This is a genomic window from Candidatus Binataceae bacterium, from assembly GCA_036495685.1.
GTDB lineage: Bacteria > Desulfobacterota > Binatia > Binatales > Binataceae > JAFAHS01.
Genome location: DASXMJ010000090.1, coordinates 1 through 19,120, shown reverse-complemented (window position 1 = coordinate 19,120; position 19,120 = coordinate 1). Strand labels below are relative to the sequence as shown.

The following is a 19,120-nucleotide window of genomic DNA, read 5'->3' as shown; positions in this document are numbered from 1 at the left end:
TGAGAGCGCCTCCGGTCGGCGAGGAGTCGAGGTCGTCCTAAAGGAGCCTCCAAGCGACGCGTTGTTGGAGTCTCTTGGGAGAAAGGCATCGCGGCGTACGGAGAAATTGCCCCACACCCCGTCGGAAGCCACTCTAACGCGGCATGCCCGCGCGATGATGCCCCCAAATGCTGGGCGCGTGATGTTTCTGAACGTGCCAGATGCGGTCGTCTATTTCGCGTCCGCCCCATCCGTACTCCACCTCGAAACCCGAGGGTGTCCGCATGTAGAAAGACAGCATATGGTCGTTGGTGTGCCGTCCCAGCGAGGCCGCGATTTCGATCCCCGCCTCCTGCACCAGGTACATCGTCGCCCCCACGTCATCGATCGAATGGCATTGCAGCATGAAGTGCAACAGTTTTTTCGGCATCGGAATCGGAATGAGAGCGAGCGTGTGGTGGCGCGGGTTGCAGTGCATGAAAGCCATCGAGAATCCGAACGCGCCGAACTTCATGTCGATAAAATCGCTGACTCGAAACCCCAGGGTGTCGCAGTAGAAGCGAACGCTTTTGTCGACATCGCTGGTCGCAACTACGATATGTCCAAGGCCTTGCGCGCCGGTTTTGAACCCTGAAATCGCGCGTGGCGAATGGAACGGTTTCTCGAATTCAACTGACGGCCCGTAGAATGCCTCGCTGGCGATGCCATTCGGATCGACAAAGCGAACCAGCTCCGCAACCCCGCGCGATGCGGTCAGTTCAGCCGACGCGGATTCCACCGTGACGCCCGCGCTGCGCAAGCGCGCGGCGATTTCCCGAAGCGCCGCTGCATCGGCGACCTCCCAACCGATATAGGCCAGATCGTCCGCGTCATCGCGATGGAGTGAAAAGCGGTATGCGTACTCATCCATCTTGAGCCGTAGCGTACCGTCCTCCCTGATGCCCGCGCTCTGCAGGCCTAGAATCTGCGTGGCGAATTTCTCCCATCCGGCCACGTCTCTCACTCCGAGTCCGAGATATCCAAGGCTACTGATTCCGCTCATACGATCGGTCCTCCGCACCGATTGTCTACCCTAAATCTAGCAATATCCAACTGCTGCAGACGGACTGGCCCGACACCGTCCTCTCCGGCCACGCCTCGAAGCAACAGAGTGCTCCGGGCGGGCCGGCCGAGCCAGCAGCCGAACTAGCTAAGGAGCGCGCGGACCTGAAACCACGCGCGGCTTGCAGCGCTTTACGGCGGTCTTAGAGATGCGCAACAGTGCGAAGACGATCTGAGTGTTCAGGAAACCGGAGAAGAAGCCATGGATCTCAAGCTCAAGGGTAAGAAGGCATTGGTTTTCGGCGGCAGCAAGGGAATCGGACGCGGTATCGCCGACGCGCTCGCGGCGGAGGGGGTGGACGTGGCGCTGGTCGCACGATCGAAAGAGACCCTCGACAAGTCTGCGGGCGAAATCAACGCGCGGGGTGGCGGGCGCGCGTTCGGATTACCGGCCGATCTCGCGGATTGGCCAAGTGTCGAAAGCGCGGTTCGTTCCGCACGTCAGCAGCTCGGAGCCATCGACATCCTGGTGAACAATTCCGGCGGGCCGCCACCCTCGGGCGCGCTCGGCGTGAAGCCCGAGGTATGGGAAGCGCAGTTCCGCGCGATGGTGCTGGCGCTGTTTCGTATCACCGACCTGCTGGTCCCTGAAATGCGCGAGCGCAAATGGGGAAGAATCCTCAACGTCGCGTCGTTCAGCGTGATCGAACCGATTCCCCACCTGGGAATTTCCAACTCGCTGCGCGGTGCTGTTGCCGGATGGGCCAAAACGCTCGCGAGCGAAGTCGCGCGAGATGGCATAACCGTTAACATGCTGCTGCCAGGAACCATCGCGACTGACCGGATGATCCAGCTCAATCGCGCCGCGGCCGAGCGCGGCGGCATCTCAACCGAAGAGGCGGTCAAGCGCGCCGGTGCGGCGGTTCCAGTCGGGAGACTAGGAACGGTCGAGGAATTCGGGGCTGTGGCGGCATTTCTCGCTAGCCCCCTGGCATCATACGTAACCGGATCGATGATCCGAATCGACGGCGGCCTGGTGAGGTCAGTGTAAGAGCAGAGAATCCGCGGATTCCGGAGGTCCAAGCTTTCCGCACCACGGAAACTTGGGAATTTTACTGCTGGCTTGATAATTCGGCATTTTCGGACTAACCATCCGGCAGGCCCGACGCGAAGGAGACACATCATGCCGCTTCCCCAGGACATTCGCCCGTTCAATTCCGAGTTGATGGACACGCTAGTCGAAGCAGGAAAGATGGATTGGATTCCCTCCGCCGATGATCCCAAACGGGCGTTCATGAAAATTCTCTGGACCGGTTCGGAGTCCGGCACCTGGGCGGTCTTGCTCAAATGGCTCAAAGGCTACGTCGCCCCGCAGCACAAGCACCTCAGCCCGTCGCATACCTTTATTCTCTCGGGCAAGCTCCAGGTCCGTACCGGACTACTGAACGCGGGCGACTACGTCTACGAGGCCAACGGGATGGTGCACGGCGCGACCACCGCCCTCGAAGACACCGAATATCTGTTTATCTGCAACGGCCCGGTGCTGTTCTTCAACGACAATGGCTTCACTTCCTACCTTAGCTGGGAAGAACTGCGCCGTATCCAGGCGCAATACGATGCCGAAAAGAAGTCTGCGGCGTAGGACCATAAAAGTAAGATCCGCGGACTAGGATTGGTCGCGCCGCTCTCCGGGTTGGCGCCGAATTCTCCATTCACAAATCGCTACTGGGTCGTAATCGGAGTGCCTATTGCTGTTCTGTCGCAAACCGGCGTCGCCACTGCGGGATTACGTCGGGATTGCGAAGGTAGGGTGGAAGTTCTCCCTGGAGGATTCGCGAGACGTTTTCGATCGCCGCCGTCGGCAATGCGTTGATGCTCTCCTGGGTGTGCCCGATCGCGTGCGGTGTCAGAATCGCGTTCGGTAGCGCTCGCAAGGCACTGTCTGGTGGCAGAGGCTCTTCCGCAAACGTGTCTATCGCGATTCTCAGGCTGGGACGCTCGCGTGCGACCCGCACCAGCGCCGCCTCATCTACAATTCCGCCGCGCGCCGTATTAATCAGGACCGCATCAGGTTTCATCAGCCGCAAGCGCTCGAAATTAAGCATGCCCCGGGTCTCGGCACTAAGCGGCGCCAGCACGCAAACCACATCGCTGGTCTGCAACAATTCCTCTAGGCTGACCCGTTTTACCCCGGAGGGCAACGGGGTACGCACTCGCGGAACGTAGGTCTGCACTTGAATTTCCCATCCAGCCAGACGCGCTGCGATCCCGCGGGCAATCTGGCCGCATCCAATCATTCCAAGCGTCCGGCCTCGTATCATTCTGCCCGGAACCTGCGCGGGATGGGGCCGGTTCTCGTGTAACTGCTGTTGCCACCAGTGCAGGGAATAGAACGAAACCAGGATAAGCATGATGGTCGATTCGGACATGCTGAGGACGTTTTCCGGCACCTGGCCATTGGCGACCATGATTCCGAGCTCGGTCGCCGCAACTTCGTCGATCCCCTCCGTTCCAATGAATGGCGACACGATCCCGAGCAGTTGCGGGGCTTTCTTCATCAGGGCCTTCCCGCACGGGAAGTTGCTGAGCACTACGAAAGCCTCGGCATCTTTCAACACCGCGTCCGACACCCGGTCGAATTCCGTGAAGTCGGTGAAATGAGTAACCTGATATCCGCGCGCGCGCAGTCCCGCGACAATCGGGTCGAAAATGAAATTGAGCCCCGCCGGAGCGAGTGAAACAACCTTGCGCTGCCTGCTCATGTCCCCCTTTGTCTAGCAGACCCGGGAGGCGAATCTATACCGAGCGGGGGTTCGCACGCGCTCGGAAAAGAAATCAGAGCCCCGGCAACCTCGGGGTCTCCTGCCAGGCGCGACGCGCACGGGTCGCATCAAGGTAAGCGTGTACCTTCGGAAAATCGGCGAAGCTGAAGCCGGCTTTCTCGAGCACGTTGAAGGTCGGGCCGTAGTCGCAATCGACCAGCGAGAAATCCGCGCCGAGCATCCATTTGTGGTTGGCGAGATGATGCTCGACGACCTCAATCGTGGGGGGCAACGCCTTCTCGCCGCGCGCGATCGCGGCTTCATCGGGTGTCCCGCCCGCCAATTTTACTGCGATCCGATTGTACGCTACCTCGGTGGCGGGGGGAGAAATCGCGCTGGTCAGGAAGAAGAGCCAGCGGAGCGCGTCCGCCCGCCCCGCGGTGGTAGTAGGCCACAGCCTCCCCGTCTTTTCGCCCAGATAAGCGAGGATTGCGTGCGATTCCCACAGGTTCAGATCCCCATCAACCAGCACGGGTACCCGCCCGTACGGATTCAGGGCGAGGAATTCGCTCGTGCGCTGCTCGCGCTTGATCAGATCGACCGGCACCGTCTCGCACTCGAGCCCAAGCTCGTTGAGCGCAAAGCGAACTTTTTGCGGGTTGGGTGATGGAAAATAGTAAAGTTTCATAGTGAATCGCCTCCTGGCGGCCTAATACGTAACTCTCAGGTTACGTGTTTGTCAACCCCTGCTCCGAGCTCATTCCTTTGAAAAGCCCTTCGAAGCTTCCGTTCGGAATGGAACCAGCTGCATCTATCACGGCCCGCTCCATAAAGGTGCTTGGTTCGCGCGACCCAGTCCCTACCGCCTGACGATCAGCGACGTCCCCTCAGATTTGGGCCGGATTCCCGATTTACCTGGAACCCGGGTCTATCCGGAGGAAGGAGCTCGAATTTCCTAGGCGTTCGCTTATGACCTAAGAACTTAAGCGCTGGTCATGGCGGGCCCGAGACCAACCAATCCGAGCCTCCACCTACCAGACAAACGGAACCATCCGGTACCGCACTTGACGCGTATAGTCCTCGTAACCAGGCAACTCGCGCCGCAAGAACTGCTCCTCGAAAATAATCCGAACCGCGACCAACACAATTGGTACGATCGAAAGTAACGCGGCCGCGTACGAACCAAGCCAAATCGCCATTCCCGGTGTCAGTAGCATCACGCTCGTGTACATCGGATGCCGCACGATCGCATAGGCCCCGGTCTTGATCGTTTCCTGATGCCTTTCCTCCTGGTGCTTTACCACTGGCGCGGCAAAGGTGTTCTCGCGCATCGCGATCGCGATTAGCAGCCATCCGCCCACGAACAGACCTAGGCCCGCGAAAGCGACGATGGGCGGCGGTGGCGGGAGCGCATGAAAGCGGAACACGTCCAATGGGATGAACAAAATCACCGCGAAAAACGAGAGCACAAAGATGTTCGCTACGATCTTATCGGCCAACGGCTGTCCCTTCTGAAGCGGGCTGCCGTAGCGCTCGTTGAGCAGCGCCTCGTTGGTCGCGAATACCCACACCATGGTTGCCGCACTGCAGGCCAAGACCACCGCGAGAAAAACCCAGGCTTGCCACCACGCGACCGTTCCGGCCGGCAGGAAGAGCAGGGCACCCCAAAGAATCACGGGTGCGATCGCACCGCCGATCAATTTGAGTATTAACATTGTGGACCTCACTGCGGAGGGCGTCTCACAGGCTATGACGCCAGGCCGAAGCCCTGGGTGAAAATGCGGTACAGCGCCCAGACGAACAGAACCGTCAGAAACGCGAGCTCGCGCCACGGCTTCTCGGGATTTGCCTGAATCGCATACGACATCAGCTTGATCGCCGACACCGGCGGCTCCGGCGCTTTGTCCGCAGGCAGGGGCGCGCAAAAACGATGAAAATAGACCTGGATCAGAGTGGACCCGACCAGAAGTCCCGTCGTACAAGCTCAGGTACTCAACGCCCGACCAGAACAGCAGCGCTACTAGGACCACCATGAGAACCAGCACGACGCTATCGAACGCCTTGATGGCGCGCGCATCATTCGCGTACGCGGAGCGAATCGCGCCGATCCTGCGCTCGTAGCTTTGATAGAAGAAATCGAAAAACTTAAGCAGCGCGTATGCGATATACAGAGCCAGCAGAATTTTCATTCTCAACAACGCCACGACGGTCACCTCCGCTTGATTGCTCGAACGGTTCTTCTGCCGCCAAAATTCAGATGCCGCTTACGTTCGCGCCAACGGTCGAGCAGCGAATGCAATTCCGCTTGGATAAATTCGAAAAACGCGAGCGTCTCCGCCATCCGCGCGCCCGCTCCCGTGTTGCGGCCCAAGAGCTCGATCCCTTCCCGCAGGCTCTGTTCGCAGCGCGACAGCACCCGGTCACGCCGCGCCATCGCCTCGTACCAGACGTCGCTGTGAACCCGGTAGCGCTCGCGCCGTGACCCCGGCTCGTGCTCGCGGCTGACTAGATTCACCTGCGTGAGATAGCGGACTGCTCCGGAAATCGCGGCCGGACTGATTCGCAGCAACCCGACCAGTTCCGAGGCGGTCATCGTTCCGGAATCACTGGCCAGCAGCGCGGCAAATAGCCGCGCGGGCATACGCGGAAACCCGCTCTCGGTAAGCACCGCGGCAAACTTCTCGACGAATTGCGAAACCACCTCGGCCTTGCGGGTAGACGGGACTCTAGAAACCACGGTCTCTTCGATATCAGATTTTTATAACTTTCACAAGATTGTGAATATCATAAAGCTGAAACCTCCGTGGACGACCGTGCCGCCGGAGCCCTAAGGAATTTCTCTCGGGTCTCGCGCTCTCAACGCGCCCAAGTGTGGTAAGTCTTGGAAGAGGGCCGATACTCGTCGATTCGGTGGTTGCCGGTATCGACCAGTAGAATGCGATCCGGCGAGTCGACCGCAATTCCCGCCGGCTCGCGGCTCGGCACGCAGATTGGATCGACGCAGGTAAATTTCCCGCCGTCAAAATCTGCGACCATCCGGGTGTCCAAATCCAGCGCACGGATCGTACTGTTGTAGGTGTCGGCCACCAGCACCCGGTCGCCGTCGCAGGCCACCCCCAGTGGATGTTGCAAGCGCGCGTGCCGAAAGTCACCGTTCACCCATCCGAAATCGAACAGGCCCGCTCCCACCAGCGTGATCAGGCGCGGATCATCTGAAAGCGTGATCACGCGCAGCGCCGAGCTCTCGCTGTCTGCGAGGTAGAGATTCTTGCCATCCGCGCTGAGCGCCAGTCCGCTCGGCTGCGCCAGGGCCGCCTCCGAGGCGCGTCCGTCCGTAAGCGCTTCCTCGCCGGTGCCGGCAAAGCGCGCCACCTGGTTGGTCTGCAGATCAAGCACACCTATCTGATGAGTTCCGGCATTCGCGAAAAAGAGCTGGTTGCCCTTGATTTCCAGATCCCAGGGCGAGGCGAGGGCCGTGGTAGGCCCCGGCCGCGCTTTTCCCAGCGGCAAACCTCGCCTTCCAGTTCCCGCCAGTGTCGTCACCGCGCCACTCGCCAAATCGATGCGCCGGATCGCGTGATTCTCGGTATCCGCCACGTAGAGTGTGTCGCTCGAAGCTGCCAGTCCCTGCGGATGGTTTAAACGCGCCTGTTCCCGGGCTCCATCCAGCAACCCCGCCTGGCCGCTCCCATAGCGCCCTAGCTCTTTGCCACTATCGTCGAGCAACACGATCTGATTGTGTCCGCCGTCAGCCAGCGCCCAACGCTTCTGCCCGCCGGGGACCTTTTTTAGCTTTCCGGGAAAAAGAAAACGCCCCTTGGGTTCTGCCACCAGCTGGAGGTCCAACCTTGCCGGTTTCAAGGTTCCGCCCTGCTGATCGTTCTTCACCAGGTTGTCGATCGCCTCGAGCAGCCGATCCGGATCAGGCTCGCCGGGTATTTTGCCAACCACCTCGCCGTCGGCGCCAATGACTATAAGGGTGGGCCACGCCTGGACCCCGTAATTGCGCCAGATCGTCATTTGAGGATCGTGAATAATCGGATGACGAATCTCGTAACGGCTGATCGCATCTTTCACGCTGGCCGCGTTCTTCTCGTTGGCAAACTTTGGCGAATGCACCCCGATAACCACGACCTGCTCGGGGAACTTCTCTTCCACCCGCCGCAGCGTGGGAATGATATGCATGCAGTTGATGCATCCTTCGGTCCAGAAATCGAGAATGACGACCCGGCCGCGCAGACTTGCTATCGGCAGCGGCGCTGCGACGTTGAACCATTCCAGGCCGGGGCGTGCAATTTCGGGTGCGCTCATGTCGCCGTAGCCGCGGTTTTCGCCATTTGCCATCGCAATCACCAACACCAGTAATCCGGACAGCATCCGGACCGACGGTCTCACAGCGCTAATCGATTTTTGCACTTAACGCTCGACCAGGCTGCAGGAATATGTCTTGAGCACCAGCCACACCGGCCGCTGAGGCGCGAGCTTAAGTTCCTCCGCGGACGCGGGCGTTACATGGACCTCCAAGATTACCCCGGAATCGACCATCACGACCACCGTAACCCCCGCGCGGCGAACCTCGATGACCCGCCCTTCAAAAGTGTTGCGCGCACTCAGGCGATGGGGACGCTCTCCAGCCAACATTATATCTCCCGCTCGGACCGCGATGCGTACCGGGGCACCGACCGCGGTGCCGGTCAGGGGCACTTCAAGAACCAGTTGATTTCTTCCCACCCGGCACAGCATGGTGCCCTGCGCTTCGCTCAAGGAGACGACGGTTGCATCAAACACATTCTCGAATCCCACTATCTGGGCGATCGTCTCGCTGCGGGGCCACTTCAGGATCTGGTGCGGCATTCCCTGCGCGATCAACTTCCCGCCTTCCAACACGAGCACGCGCTCGCCCAGCGCGAATGCTTCCTGCGGCGCGTGGGTTACGTAGAGGATCGGAATGCGATGCGCCGAGTTCCAACGTCTCAAATCATCCAGGATTTTCGACTTGGTCGAGAGATCGAGCGCCGTCAGCGGTTCATCCAGCAGCAGCAGCACCGGGTCGGTCACCAGCGCGCGCGCCAGCGCGACCCGCTGACGTTCACCCCCGGAAATCTCCCCCGGCTTTCGGTCGCGCAGCTGAGTAATGCGAAACGATTCGAGCAGCGACCGCATGCGGCGCTCGCGTTCGGGCGCGGCGAGCTTAGCTATCCCGTACTTGACGTTTTGCTCGACGCTAAGGTGGGGAAACAGCGCGAGGCTCTGAAACAGATAAGCGAGCCGGCGCTGCGCCACGGGTATATCGATTTGCGCGGCGGCATCGAACAGGACACTTTCACCAATCGCGATTCGCCCCGAGTCGGGCCGCGCGAACCCTGCGATGCAATCCAGCAGGGTCGTCTTGCCACTGCCGGAAGGTCCCAGAACCATCGTGAAGCCGGGACGGGCCTCGAAATCTGCCGCCAAGGAAAAGGTGCTCGAGGTTCTCCGCGCGACGTTGACGGACACAACCGAGTCAGGAATTTGCAAACCCTCGCCCGCTAAGAACGTTTACTGTCGCCTGCCGTTTCCTCCCAGAGAACGGGTCAGCGGATAAATTTAGTCGCCTGTCGCTGGATTCCATCCCGCTTTTGCGCCAAGTCGTGCACAATACCCCTCAACGATGCAACGGCCACACCGCCCAGACCCTGCGGTTGAGTGCGTAGGTCAGCGACAAGGCGATGAAGGCGAAGGCCAGCAGGAGCATGGCCATGTGGTTGGCCGCCGAATAGTTCAGTGCCTGCACGTTGTCGTAAATCGCGATCGAAATCGTCTGGGTCGCACCGGGAATGTTGCCGCCGACCATCAGCACCACCCCGAATTCGCCCAACGTGTGCGCAAAGCTGAGCACGATTCCAGTCACCACACCGCCCACTGACAGCGGAAGCACGATCCTGAAGAAAGTACGCCACCCTGATGCCCCCAGGATCGATGACGCGTTGATCAGGCTGCGGTCCACCTGCGCAAACGCGCTGGCCATCGGCTGCACCATGAAGGGGAGGCTATAGATGACCGATGCGATCACGAGCCCCGTGAAGGTGAAAGGCAGTCCGTGTCCGAAAATATCGCTATACCATCGTCCGATCGGGCTGTTGGAGCCGAGCGCGACCAGGATGTAGAAGCCGAGCACGGTCGGCGGCAGCACCAGCGGCAGCGCAACAACCGACTCGACCATGAATTTCCAGCGCCACTTCGTAAAACTCAACCACCATGCGATCGGTATGCCGATCGCGAACAGCACGCTGCACACCACGGCCGCCAGCTTGAAAGTCAGAACTATGGGACGCCATTCGATCATTTCTGATGCCCGGGGTCCGCCACGGCGGTCGGTAGGACAAAGCCATATTCTTCCATTTTCGCGACGGTTGCGGGTTGTTTCATGAACTCCAGGAACCGCTTCGCCAATGCTAGCTGCTTGGTCGCCCTGATTACGCACGCAGCTTGGATAATCGGCGGATAGTAATTGGGTGGAATTATCACGAAGTGTCCGCGCTCCCTCATTGGCGGCGCGAGTGCGAGCGAAAGCGCCAGAATTCCCACGTCGGCATTGCCCGACTGCACGAACTGGGCCGTCTGCGCGATATCTTCACCCATCACCACTTTGCCCTGGACCTTGTCATAGATAGCGTCGTGCCGCATCGCGGCCACCGCCGCCCGCCCGTAGGGCGCATGCTCGGGGTTCGCGATCGCTATTTTGCGTATGCTCGGGTCCAGCAGCGCGTTGAGACCGCGGCCCAGGTCGACCTTCGAGGCGGCAGGCACCCAGATAACGATTTTACCGGCGGCATACTTGTAGATGGTTCCTGGCTCGACCAAGCCAGCCGCTTCGAGCTTTTGCGGGTATTGGACATCTGCCGAGAAGAAGACGTCATAGGGAGCACCGTTCTTGATTTGGGAAAAGAAATTACCCGACGAACCGTATGAGATGCGCAGTTGGTCCGTGCTCTGCTGCTGGAACTGGGCCGACACGCCTTTGAACGCGAACGTGAGATCGGCAGCGGCCGCGACCGTGAGAGTCTCGGCGTGCGCTGCGAGTGGAGACCAGCACAGCAGGATCACGCCGACGACAAGGATCATCATGCGTGGCAATCGGAATTCGTTATTCTTCATGTCAGACTGTCACAGCGCTCCGTAGCGTTTCGCGCGATCGTCACCATATGCCATTATTCTTGCGATGTGACAATTATGCTGGCCCAAACGCACAGGAGGAATTTTCTATGGCACTCAGTGCGCGCAATCATTTGAAGGGTGAAGTCACCGAGGTCCTGCTCGGGACGATAACCGCGCTAATCACGGTCAAAGTCGGAGACAACCTCGTCGAATCGGTCATCACCAAGCACAGCGCCGAGGAGATGAAGCTCAAAAAGGGCGACAAGGTCACCGCGGTGATAAAGGCGACCGAAGTGATGATTCAGAAAGACTGAGGTGCGTCCTGCCCTCATGCGAACCGCGCGCTGCGCGACGGTCCTCCTGATCGTGGCGTGCGCGACGGTGGCGGGGTTCGCGCGCGGCGCGTCCGCTCCGTCACTCGAGGTCAGCAGCGACATCCACGCCCCACTCGCACTCGGCGCGGCAGATTTGGCGGCGCTGCCACATGCGAAAGTCAGCGTCAGCGACGAGCACGGAACCAGGGTCGTGTATGAAGGCGTGCCAGCAGTGGAAATTCTTAGGCGCGCAGGAGCTCCATTGGGCAAGGAGCTGCGCGGACCGAACATGACGATGTGCGTCGTCGCAGGCGGCTCTGACGGCTATCAGGCCGTGTTCGCGTTAGCGGAATTTGATCCCGGCTTCACCGACCAGGTCATTCTCGTGGCCGACAATCGTGATGGCCAGCCGCTGAATTCCCGCGAAGGCCCGCTACGTCTGATCGTGCCCAGCGACAAGCGTCCCGCCCGCTGGGTTAGGACCTTGACAACCCTGAGGGTGAAGAACGCTCGCTAGAAATTGCCGCTGGAGATCCGCCGTGGAGAACGACACTCCCCGCCGCGGCGCGAAGCGTCTCTTTCGGTTCTTAAACTTGGTCGCTGGATGGCTGGGTCTTCGTTCGTCAAGCAGCACTGCCTGGCTACTAGCATTGCCGGACAAAGCTCACGACCAATTCGATTGCGGTGCGAAGATTCTCCACCTCGCTGCGGCCGCTGCTCTTGCGCGGCTTGAACGAATGATCGCCGTCAGTGATCCATTCAATCCGTATTTCGCGTGACAACTTGTACCGCGCAACTTCCTCACGACCTCCGAAACTGTCGCGCTCGCCCTGCACGATCAGCGCCGGAGTTGTCAGTGCTTCCAAGTGCTTGGTGCGCATCCTGGCGGGATCTCCCGGCGGGTGAAATGGGTAGCCGAGGCATACCAGCCCGCGCACCGCCACTTCATCCGCGAGCATGCTGGCGATCCGAGCGCCCATCGACTTCCCGCCAACTATCAGACGGTCAGGCCCTCCCAGCTCTTGGATCGCGTCGCGCCACGATTGAAGTAGAACCGCTGGCGTATCAGGGGCGCCGCGTCGGCCTGTCTCGCGCCGCCGCCGCATGTAGGGAAACTCGAATCTCGCCACCCGGATTCCGGATGCGGCGACTCCTTGGGCCACAATCCGCATGAAGGGCGAATCCATCGGTGCCCCCGCGCCATGCGCAAGCGCGAGCGTCCGACCGCCGGTCATCGGGCCGTCGAAAAGGAAATCCAAGCGCGTCGGCGCTAGCTCTTCCGCGGCTCAGTCACTTCGCGAAACGCGCGGATCGCTTCCACCGCGGTGGGCACGCCGCTGTATTGGGAGAGATGGAAAATGAGCTCCTTGATCTCCGCCAGCTTGATACCCAGGTTCAACGCGCCGCGCATATGAATTCGCAGTTCGGGCCCGCGTCCCAGCGCCATGAGCGCGGCCATCGTGATAAAGGATCGGGTTTTCACCTCAAGCCCGGGGCGGGTCCAGATCCCGCCGAACAGCTGCTCGTTGAGAAAATTGGCAAAGTCAGCGTCGAACTCCTTCAGAAATTCGTGCCCCGCTTGCGCCTGTTTCTCGCCGAAGAGCTTGGCCCGCAATTCGAGCCCTTTCTTTTCAAGTTCGCTCGCCATGAGTGACTACCTCCTCACTTTTTCGATCGGGTGATCAGCCCGCCTGCTTCGCACCTTCAGCGCCATCCCATTTCGTCATCCTGAGCGGAGTCCGCCGAGTCAAGGGATCGGGGCCGCGCCCGTATGTGAACCACACTTTGCGGTGGACGAAGGAGCAACGCACCCCGAAAGCCTTGTGTCAGAATTTGCCCTACGGAAGATGTTTTGTTGCCCGGGCGGTGAGAACCTTGTCTCTGATACCGTTACGTCCGAATCTTTACATTTGCGCGGTTCTCCTGCACAGTCACCGCCACCGTCATATCTTTTTCGCCGAGCCCGTTTGCGATTGCCGATAACAGGTCCTGCTCGACCAGCGCCGCAATCGGCATCGGGACATTGAGCTCCCTCCCGATCTCGGTCGCCAGCCCCAGGTCCTTCTTGGCCAGCCGCAGCGCAAAGGTCACGCGATCGAAGTTGCCGCGGAAAACCATCCTCGGCATTGTCCCCTTAAGGAGCATGCCCTGGCCATAGGCGCCGTCCTGCACGACCTTTAGCAACGCCTCCGGCGCGACCCCTGCCTTAATGCCCATAGTAAAGGCCTCAGCCAGCAGCTGGGTTGAACATAGCGCGATCATGTTGTGCACCAGTTTGGCGACCGCACCGGAGCCGTTCTCGCCGATGTAAGAAACCTTGTCCCCAATCGCGTCAAGCGCTGGCTTGATCCTCTCAAACGCCGCCCGATCCCCTCCGACCATCACCGCGAGCGTAGCGTTGCGCGCACCGGGAATTCCCCCGCTAACGGGCGCGTCGAGTACTTCGATGCCCCTCGCTTTGAAGGCGGCTCCAATCCGGCGAATCACGGTGGGCGAGTTGGTCGAGAGATCCGCATACACCGCACCGCGCGCGAGTTTGGTCAGAATTCCGCCTTCGCCGACGGCGACTTCCTCGACTTCCTTGGGTCCCGGCAGCGACGTGAATACAACTTCGCTCTCAGCGGCGACGGCCGCCGGCGAGTCGGCCCATCTTGCCCCAGCTGCCAGATGCGGATCTGCAACCGCGCGCCGGATGTCATAAACGGTCAACGAATGTCCAGACTTTATCATGTTCAGCGCCATCGGGCCGCCCATGTTGCCCAATCCGATGAATCCGATTCGCATCTTCGCGTCTCCTTGGAAGTTGGCGGACTCCGTCGATCAAGAACGGAGGGTTGAGTTTCTTTTAGCGGAAGATGCCTGCCGCCGTCACGCGCTCAGCGCGGCGATACATTGCTCGCGGATCCGCCAGATCTCGTCGTAGTCGTACCCCACGACATTGCGTCGCTGAGCTAGCCATCGACGGATAAAATCTTGGTGGAGGTGCACTTTATATTCTCCGACCTGCGGCGGAGTGATCTCCTCCTCGTATAAAAAATGCACGATCGGTTCGGCCGGCCCTTCGGCGAGAGCGCGCGTTACATCGATACGAATCCCGTGGTAGCGCAGATAGCAATGCGCCTCCGGCACGCACCCAAGCGAATACTTTGCAAGCACGCGGCCCACCCCGGGCGTATTGCGCTCGCTCATCTCGTAGATTCCCACGACCAGCGCAATTTCGATCTGCTGCTCCATCGCCAGCAGCTTGAGCAGCGCGTGCTTGGTGCTGCACGTGCCGCGGCTTTCGCGCAGCACCCCGAGCAGGTCAGTCCGGCTGGAGTTGCGGCCATAGGGAAGCTGATTTAGATAGCGTGCAGCGCCCCGATACTCGCGCAGTCGCAGTTTGATGAATTCTTCCGTCACCTGCCCCGCAGGACCGAGAAGAGCGTCAGGCAGTGAGTCCCAGGATCGCATGGCATGAGGGTTTTGGTTGGGGGTCCTATCGCGAAAGAAATACCGGGCAGGGTGCGTTGCGCAAAACATACTCGGTGGTCGACCCGAGCACCATCTCGATGATGCGGCTATGCCCATATGCCCCTATGAACAGCAGGTCGGCCTCATACTCCCGGATGAACTTGATGATTTCCTCGTTGGCGTGTCCAGAGAGTAACTTGAACTCCGCGGGCAGAGAGTATGGCTCGAAATACTTGCGCGCTTCTTCGAGCGTCCGTTCTCCCGGCTTTTGATCGCGCGCCACCGTGACCACAGCGATCGGGGTTCCCAGCCCGCTGGCGAACTCTGCCGCCGCGCGCATCGCGCGGGAAGCCCGCTCGCTGCCGTCGTAGGCGAGCACCAGGCGACGAACCTCCCGGAACTTCATCGGCGAGATGAATAGCGGACGGGGACATTTGCGCGCCACCGCCTCGGCCGTCGAACCGAGTAGCCCGCTGGAAAAGCGCTCGTTGACGCCTCGATGCCCAATCATGACCAGATCCACGCTCTTGGCGCGCTCGCAGATCTGATTGGCCACGATACCCATGTCCAATACCGTCTCGACGGGTAATTTCTCGTGGCCGGCGGCGGCCGCAAAGTCCTCCAGCACCGTCCGTCCGCGGGCGGTTAGGACCTCGCGCATTTTCGTGGAAAAATCGAGATATGGTTCCAGACCCAGCGAGCCTGATATATCATGAAAGAACGAACCCTCGATCGACACGATATCGACCACGTGCAATCCGATCAGACTGGCATTGAGGCGATGAGCGATATGGAACGCGTAGGCCTGCGCGTTGCGGGAGTGCTGGGAGGTATCGATGCCGACCAAGAGTTTCTTGATCATCTGGGGCACCCTCATGGTCTGGAATCCGCGATACCACGGGCCTAGGGTTTCCTCAAGAGGCTCTGAGAGATGGGCGAGCAGAAAGAATCGCGAATGCTAAAGTTGGTGGATGAATTGTGCGAGGCAGCCGAGCGGGTCGGGCTGGTGGTTAGACGCGAGAAAATTCTGCGCGAAATCGGCTACCGCGTGCGCGGCGGAGCCTGTAGATTGCGGGAAAAAAACCTGGTGATTATCGACCGCGATATGGCACCGGCCGACCAGCTCGAAGTACTGGCCGACGCCCTGCGGAGCCGCGATCTCGAGTCCCTCTATCTATCGCCCGCAGCGCGGCGGGTCGTGCAGCCCGGTACCCAGTCCAGCTAGGCTTTTGCGATGCCGCGTGCAGAAGAAAGCGCCGCGACTGGCCGGACGGTCGTCGTCCGCAAGCCGCATATCAACGCGGAACAGCGGATGGCCACCCTGCACTCCCGCCTCAAGGAGCGCGGACTCAAATCTACCGGCCAGCGTGACGATATCGCACGCGTCTTTTTCGGAATCGGGCGGCACATTAGCGCCGAGGAGCTCTACGCCGAGGTCAAGAAAATTAGCCCTCACGTCGGCTACGCCACGATCTATAGAACCCTAAGGCTGCTGCGCGAATGCAACCTTCTGCAGGAGCGGCACTTCGACGACGGTCAGGCCCGCTATGAAGCCGTCGATGAACATCATCACGACCATTTCATATGCGAGCGCTGCGGTAAGATCATCGAATTCGAAAACGATAACATCGAGCGCCTCCAGGAAGCAGTCGCCCGTCAACTCGGCGCGCAACTCCGCCGGCACAAGATGGAGTTATATGGTGTCTGCGCCGATTGCCTGTCCGGCCGCACCCATTAGGTAAAGGCTTCGTCAACTGGACCTGGCAGGTTCCGCCGCACAAGAATCTCGCGCTTTTTGAGCGGACGTCGATCCTCTCCCTTGCCGCAGCTGAACCCCGATCGGAGTATGGAGCGGCCTTTTCGGGGCAGCGGTGGTGGCGCGCAACTGTCGTGCTTGGTCGTGTGGGAAGGGCTCAGATCTTAGGTTGCGTTGCACTTACGCCGCTAGCTGAGGGCGCCGCGGTGTTTCTGCCTTGAGCCGCAACACCGGACCGGTGCGCAATCGACCCCAGTCGCTCGAAATCCACGTTGGCCCCCGATGCGATCGCGACAGCAGGCCCCGCCGGAACGCCACGCGAGCGCGCGAGCTGCTTGAGTCCCGCTATCGCCAACGCTCCCGCGGGCTCCAGGATTGCTCGCGTATCCACAAACACGTCCTTGATGGCGGAGCAGATTTCGTCGACGCTGACCGTGATGCAGTCATCGAGGTAGTCGCGGCACAGCGCGAAGGTGGTTTCGCCCACCATGCGCACTGCGGCGCCGTCGGCGAAACTTCCCACCCGCTCGAGCGCGATGCGCCGCCCGGCGCGAATCGATCGTGTCATCGCGTCGGAATCGTCCGGCTCGACGCCATATACCTTGATCCGGGGCGCCACAGCCTTGATTACAGAGGCGATTCCGCCTGCCAATCCGCCGCCACCGATCGGCACGAAGATAGACGCGAAATTGCTCGCCGCCTGCCGCATAGTCTCCAGGGCGATTGTCGCCTGACCGGCGATTACTTCCGGATCGTCATACGCATGGATGAGCGTCATTCCGATCGTGAGCCCTGGTTTCATGTCCGATTATTATACAAACCGAGGCAGCAAGCGTAGACTAACGAGAGCACGTTGCAGATCTGGAATCAGAGACCTTCTAGTTTAGACCCTTTCATCTCAAGCCAGAATGAGCCGCCCTCGGTAAAGGGAATGTCTCGGCTACCGGCCGACCCTGCAAAAATGCGCCTCGCGGTTGCGCCGAGTGCCTCGTCTTGACCGATGAAGGCGATAGGTGCGAGGACTCGGAACGGCGGTTGCTCGCACATCAGCATTGCTGCCAGAAGATACTGTTCATTGTAGAAGCGGTGCCCCCAGGTCGCTGGGTAGTCACCCGGGACGAAGATGTCGTGAATATGAACGATAACGCCTGGTTTGAGTCTCGGCATGACCTCAAAGAAGAAGACCACTACATCGGAGTTTGGAAAGGCGCGGTGGGAGCCGTCAAAGAAAAGGATGTCTCCGGCCGCGAGCTGGTCAAAGATCGCGAGATCGCATGATTCCAAGGGGTGGCGGATGACTCTGTCGCAAAGGCGATCAACGTCCTGTCGTGGCGTCGGATCGATAGAGGTAATCTTGGTGCCCAGGTTAAGGGCTTTGATGGTGTATTTCGCGAAGCGAGTCGAATGACCGGAGCCGATTTCAAAATACTGCGTGGGTCTCTTCCACGCTATGAAATTGACGAGCGATGCGGCATCCAAGCCCAAAAACCATTGATTGTTCCAGAAGGGGGACTCGAAATCTCCGTTAGTTGGCTCAACAGAAATGCCACGGATAAGACTCGCGTTGTCCTTCAGGATATCGAGAAAGGTCTGATATTCGGCACGATTGCGCTCCAGTTGCCGACATATCTGCGCCTGCGGCGCCTTTCCTTTGTGCCATCGGACCGCTGGCGTGACAGGGTAATACTCGTCGACCGTATGGCTCCAGCGAAAATCATCCGAATTTGCACGGAAAATATCTAATCCTGCGTAACGGCCAACCCGCTTAATAAGTCTTAGCACCGATTCTCCTCCGAGCGAGAGTGCCCTTTGCCGCTCTTGATGCTTTCCGAAGAATGACGAGCCAAAGGAGCCTATTGGAGAATGGTCGGTGAACGGCCGGCTCTCAAATTTTCACTCAATAGGGACGCCTGAAGCGAGCGCAAAGAGCGGAAATCACTACCTCCGTCTTTATAGCTAACTCGGACATGCTACCGGAGACACGCCACTCTTGCCAAGAGGAGATAAAGAGATCGAGCAAGCCAGATCTTCCGAACTGTGATCGCAATGACCCTGGCCGAAGTAGGAATCTTAATTCCGATAACCATCCTCATTACTGCCGCGAAGCGGGGAACGATCACTCGCACCGTACCAGTCGGTCGGCGCGGCTCCGTCACCTCGAGGGGCCGGGCTGGTGCCGCCGGCGCCAGTGAGTGAAGCGGCACTTTCGTTGTCTGTTTTTGTCTCCACAATCATCGCGAAGACGGCAGCGCTAGCAACAAATACGAAGCATACTGCTCAGATTTCCAGCTAGATCGGTCCGAAGCCCAATATTCCCGGCCAATCGCGGCGGCGAACGCGGTGCGCTCGCTCTTAAGTATTTCGCTCGCAGTCGTTCAAGCTCATGTGAATCGATGTAGCCAGATTCTCGCCTTGGTAGGGCACGCTCTGCATGCACCTGCTGGTGAAAGCTTATCCGATCTCTATTCGATAACTCGGAACCATCATAAGAAAATAATCTCCCAGCTAACTAAACGGCGAATGTTTCGTCTAAGGGTGATCTCGTCGTGGGAGGTTAAACTAATCATCTCCTAGCGAACATCATTCAAAGTAAGGTTGTCTAGAGCACCTCTCCAAAGCGCCAGTTTGTTTAAAATAACGTCGCCGAACGGATCATTAGTAATAAGACTGCGGCCTGG

23 protein-coding genes are annotated in these 19,120 nt (G+C 59.6%); 6 read left to right on the top strand and 17 right to left on the bottom strand.

All coding sequences use genetic code 11. The features are described 5' to 3' along the window. Positions 1-133: 133 nt before the first annotated feature. Positions 134-1,021, bottom strand: a complete 888-nt coding sequence (locus tag VGI36_09445; GenBank protein ID HEY2485361.1) for a VOC family protein — start codon at positions 1,019-1,021, stop codon at positions 134-136. Between the two features lie 261 nt (positions 1,022-1,282). Between VGI36_09445 and VGI36_09440 the strand changes: the two genes are divergently transcribed. Beyond that, positions 1,283-2,071 carry an SDR family oxidoreductase gene (locus VGI36_09440; protein HEY2485360.1) on the top strand — a complete coding sequence of 263 codons (789 nt, stop codon included), beginning with the start codon at positions 1,283-1,285 and terminating at the stop codon, positions 2,069-2,071. 132 nt (positions 2,072-2,203) lie between these two features. Further along, entirely contained in the window at positions 2,204-2,662 is a 459-nt protein-coding gene (locus VGI36_09435; protein ID HEY2485359.1) for a cupin domain-containing protein, read from the top strand. A gap of 103 nt (positions 2,663-2,765) precedes the next feature. Here VGI36_09435 and VGI36_09430 read toward each other — a convergent pair whose 3' ends face one another. The 9 genes from VGI36_09430 to modA form a co-directional block, all read right to left on the bottom strand. Beyond that, positions 2,766-3,782: an NAD(P)-dependent oxidoreductase gene (locus VGI36_09430; GenBank protein ID HEY2485358.1), complete on the bottom strand. Its 1,017-nt coding sequence runs from the start codon at positions 3,780-3,782 to the stop codon at positions 2,766-2,768. A gap of 73 nt (positions 3,783-3,855) precedes the next feature. After that, complete coding sequence (locus VGI36_09425) at positions 3,856-4,470, bottom strand: glutathione S-transferase family protein (GenBank protein HEY2485357.1); 615 nt, start codon at positions 4,468-4,470, stop codon at positions 3,856-3,858. A gap of 343 nt (positions 4,471-4,813) precedes the next feature. Further along, positions 4,814-5,497, bottom strand: a complete 684-nt coding sequence (locus VGI36_09420) for an isoprenylcysteine carboxylmethyltransferase family protein (protein HEY2485356.1) — start codon at positions 5,495-5,497, stop codon at positions 4,814-4,816. Between the two features lie 32 nt (positions 5,498-5,529). Next, positions 5,530-5,667, bottom strand: coding sequence for a hypothetical protein (locus VGI36_09415; protein ID HEY2485355.1), 138 nt, complete (start codon positions 5,665-5,667; stop codon positions 5,530-5,532). 324 nt (positions 5,668-5,991) lie between these two features. Next, on the bottom strand, positions 5,992-6,519 hold the full coding sequence (locus tag VGI36_09410) for a MarR family transcriptional regulator (protein HEY2485354.1): 528 nt from the start codon (positions 6,517-6,519) through the stop codon (positions 5,992-5,994). Between the two features lie 119 nt (positions 6,520-6,638). Next, complete coding sequence (locus tag VGI36_09405) at positions 6,639-8,159, bottom strand: thioredoxin-like domain-containing protein (GenBank protein ID HEY2485353.1); 1,521 nt, start codon at positions 8,157-8,159, stop codon at positions 6,639-6,641. 39 nt (positions 8,160-8,198) lie between these two features. Then, on the bottom strand, positions 8,199-9,278 hold the full coding sequence (modC, locus tag VGI36_09400) for a molybdenum ABC transporter ATP-binding protein (GenBank protein HEY2485352.1): 1,080 nt from the start codon (positions 9,276-9,278) through the stop codon (positions 8,199-8,201). Positions 9,279-9,426: 148 nt separating this feature from the next. Beyond that, positions 9,427-10,107 (bottom strand): molybdate ABC transporter permease subunit, encoded by a 681-nt coding sequence (gene modB / locus VGI36_09395; GenBank protein HEY2485351.1) that lies wholly within the window; start codon positions 10,105-10,107, stop codon positions 9,427-9,429. Further along, positions 10,104-10,919 (bottom strand): molybdate ABC transporter substrate-binding protein, encoded by an 816-nt coding sequence (modA, locus tag VGI36_09390; protein ID HEY2485350.1) that lies wholly within the window; start codon positions 10,917-10,919, stop codon positions 10,104-10,106. Before modA ends, modB begins: the two co-directional genes overlap by 4 nt. 107 nt (positions 10,920-11,026) lie before the next feature. On the opposite strand from modA, the gene VGI36_09385 reads away from it, so the two are divergent. Next, positions 11,027-11,233 (top strand): TOBE domain-containing protein, encoded by a 207-nt coding sequence (locus VGI36_09385; protein ID HEY2485349.1) that lies wholly within the window; start codon positions 11,027-11,029, stop codon positions 11,231-11,233. A 16-nt stretch (positions 11,234-11,249) separates the two neighbouring features. Then, positions 11,250-11,750, top strand: coding sequence for a molybdopterin-dependent oxidoreductase (locus VGI36_09380; protein ID HEY2485348.1), 501 nt, complete (start codon positions 11,250-11,252; stop codon positions 11,748-11,750). Positions 11,751-11,877: 127 nt separating this feature from the next. On the opposite strand, the gene VGI36_09375 is transcribed toward VGI36_09380, so the two are convergent. From VGI36_09375 to VGI36_09355, 5 genes are all read right to left on the bottom strand, one after another. After that, entirely contained in the window at positions 11,878-12,492 is a 615-nt protein-coding gene (locus tag VGI36_09375) for an alpha/beta fold hydrolase (GenBank protein HEY2485347.1), read from the bottom strand. An 11-nt stretch (positions 12,493-12,503) separates the two neighbouring features. After that, positions 12,504-12,881 carry a carboxymuconolactone decarboxylase family protein gene (locus VGI36_09370; protein ID HEY2485346.1) on the bottom strand — a complete coding sequence of 126 codons (378 nt, stop codon included), beginning with the start codon at positions 12,879-12,881 and terminating at the stop codon, positions 12,504-12,506. Between the two features lie 242 nt (positions 12,882-13,123). Next, on the bottom strand, positions 13,124-14,017 hold the full coding sequence (locus VGI36_09365; protein ID HEY2485345.1) for an NAD(P)-dependent oxidoreductase: 894 nt from the start codon (positions 14,015-14,017) through the stop codon (positions 13,124-13,126). Positions 14,018-14,101: 84 nt separating this feature from the next. After that, the gene (locus VGI36_09360) at positions 14,102-14,635 is read right to left on the bottom strand and encodes a hypothetical protein (GenBank protein ID HEY2485344.1); all 534 of its coding nucleotides are present in this window, start codon (positions 14,633-14,635) and stop codon (positions 14,102-14,104) included. A 76-nt stretch (positions 14,636-14,711) separates the two neighbouring features. Beyond that, positions 14,712-15,548 (bottom strand): universal stress protein, encoded by an 837-nt coding sequence (locus tag VGI36_09355; GenBank protein HEY2485343.1) that lies wholly within the window; start codon positions 15,546-15,548, stop codon positions 14,712-14,714. A gap of 69 nt (positions 15,549-15,617) precedes the next feature. On the opposite strand from VGI36_09355, the gene VGI36_09350 reads away from it, so the two are divergent. Then, a complete protein-coding gene (locus VGI36_09350; protein ID HEY2485342.1) occupies positions 15,618-15,911 on the top strand; it encodes a hypothetical protein in 294 nt (97 codons plus the stop codon). Between the two features lie 9 nt (positions 15,912-15,920). Further along, positions 15,921-16,424, top strand: a complete 504-nt coding sequence (locus VGI36_09345; GenBank protein HEY2485341.1) for a transcriptional repressor — start codon at positions 15,921-15,923, stop codon at positions 16,422-16,424. A gap of 175 nt (positions 16,425-16,599) precedes the next feature. Here VGI36_09345 and VGI36_09340 read toward each other — a convergent pair whose 3' ends face one another. Further along, entirely contained in the window at positions 16,600-17,244 is a 645-nt protein-coding gene (locus VGI36_09340; GenBank protein ID HEY2485340.1) for a pyridoxal-phosphate dependent enzyme, read from the bottom strand. Positions 17,245-17,309: 65 nt separating this feature from the next. Continuing rightward, positions 17,310-18,224 (bottom strand): class I SAM-dependent methyltransferase, encoded by a 915-nt coding sequence (locus VGI36_09335; GenBank protein ID HEY2485339.1) that lies wholly within the window; start codon positions 18,222-18,224, stop codon positions 17,310-17,312. Positions 18,225-19,120: the final 896 nt, after the last annotated feature.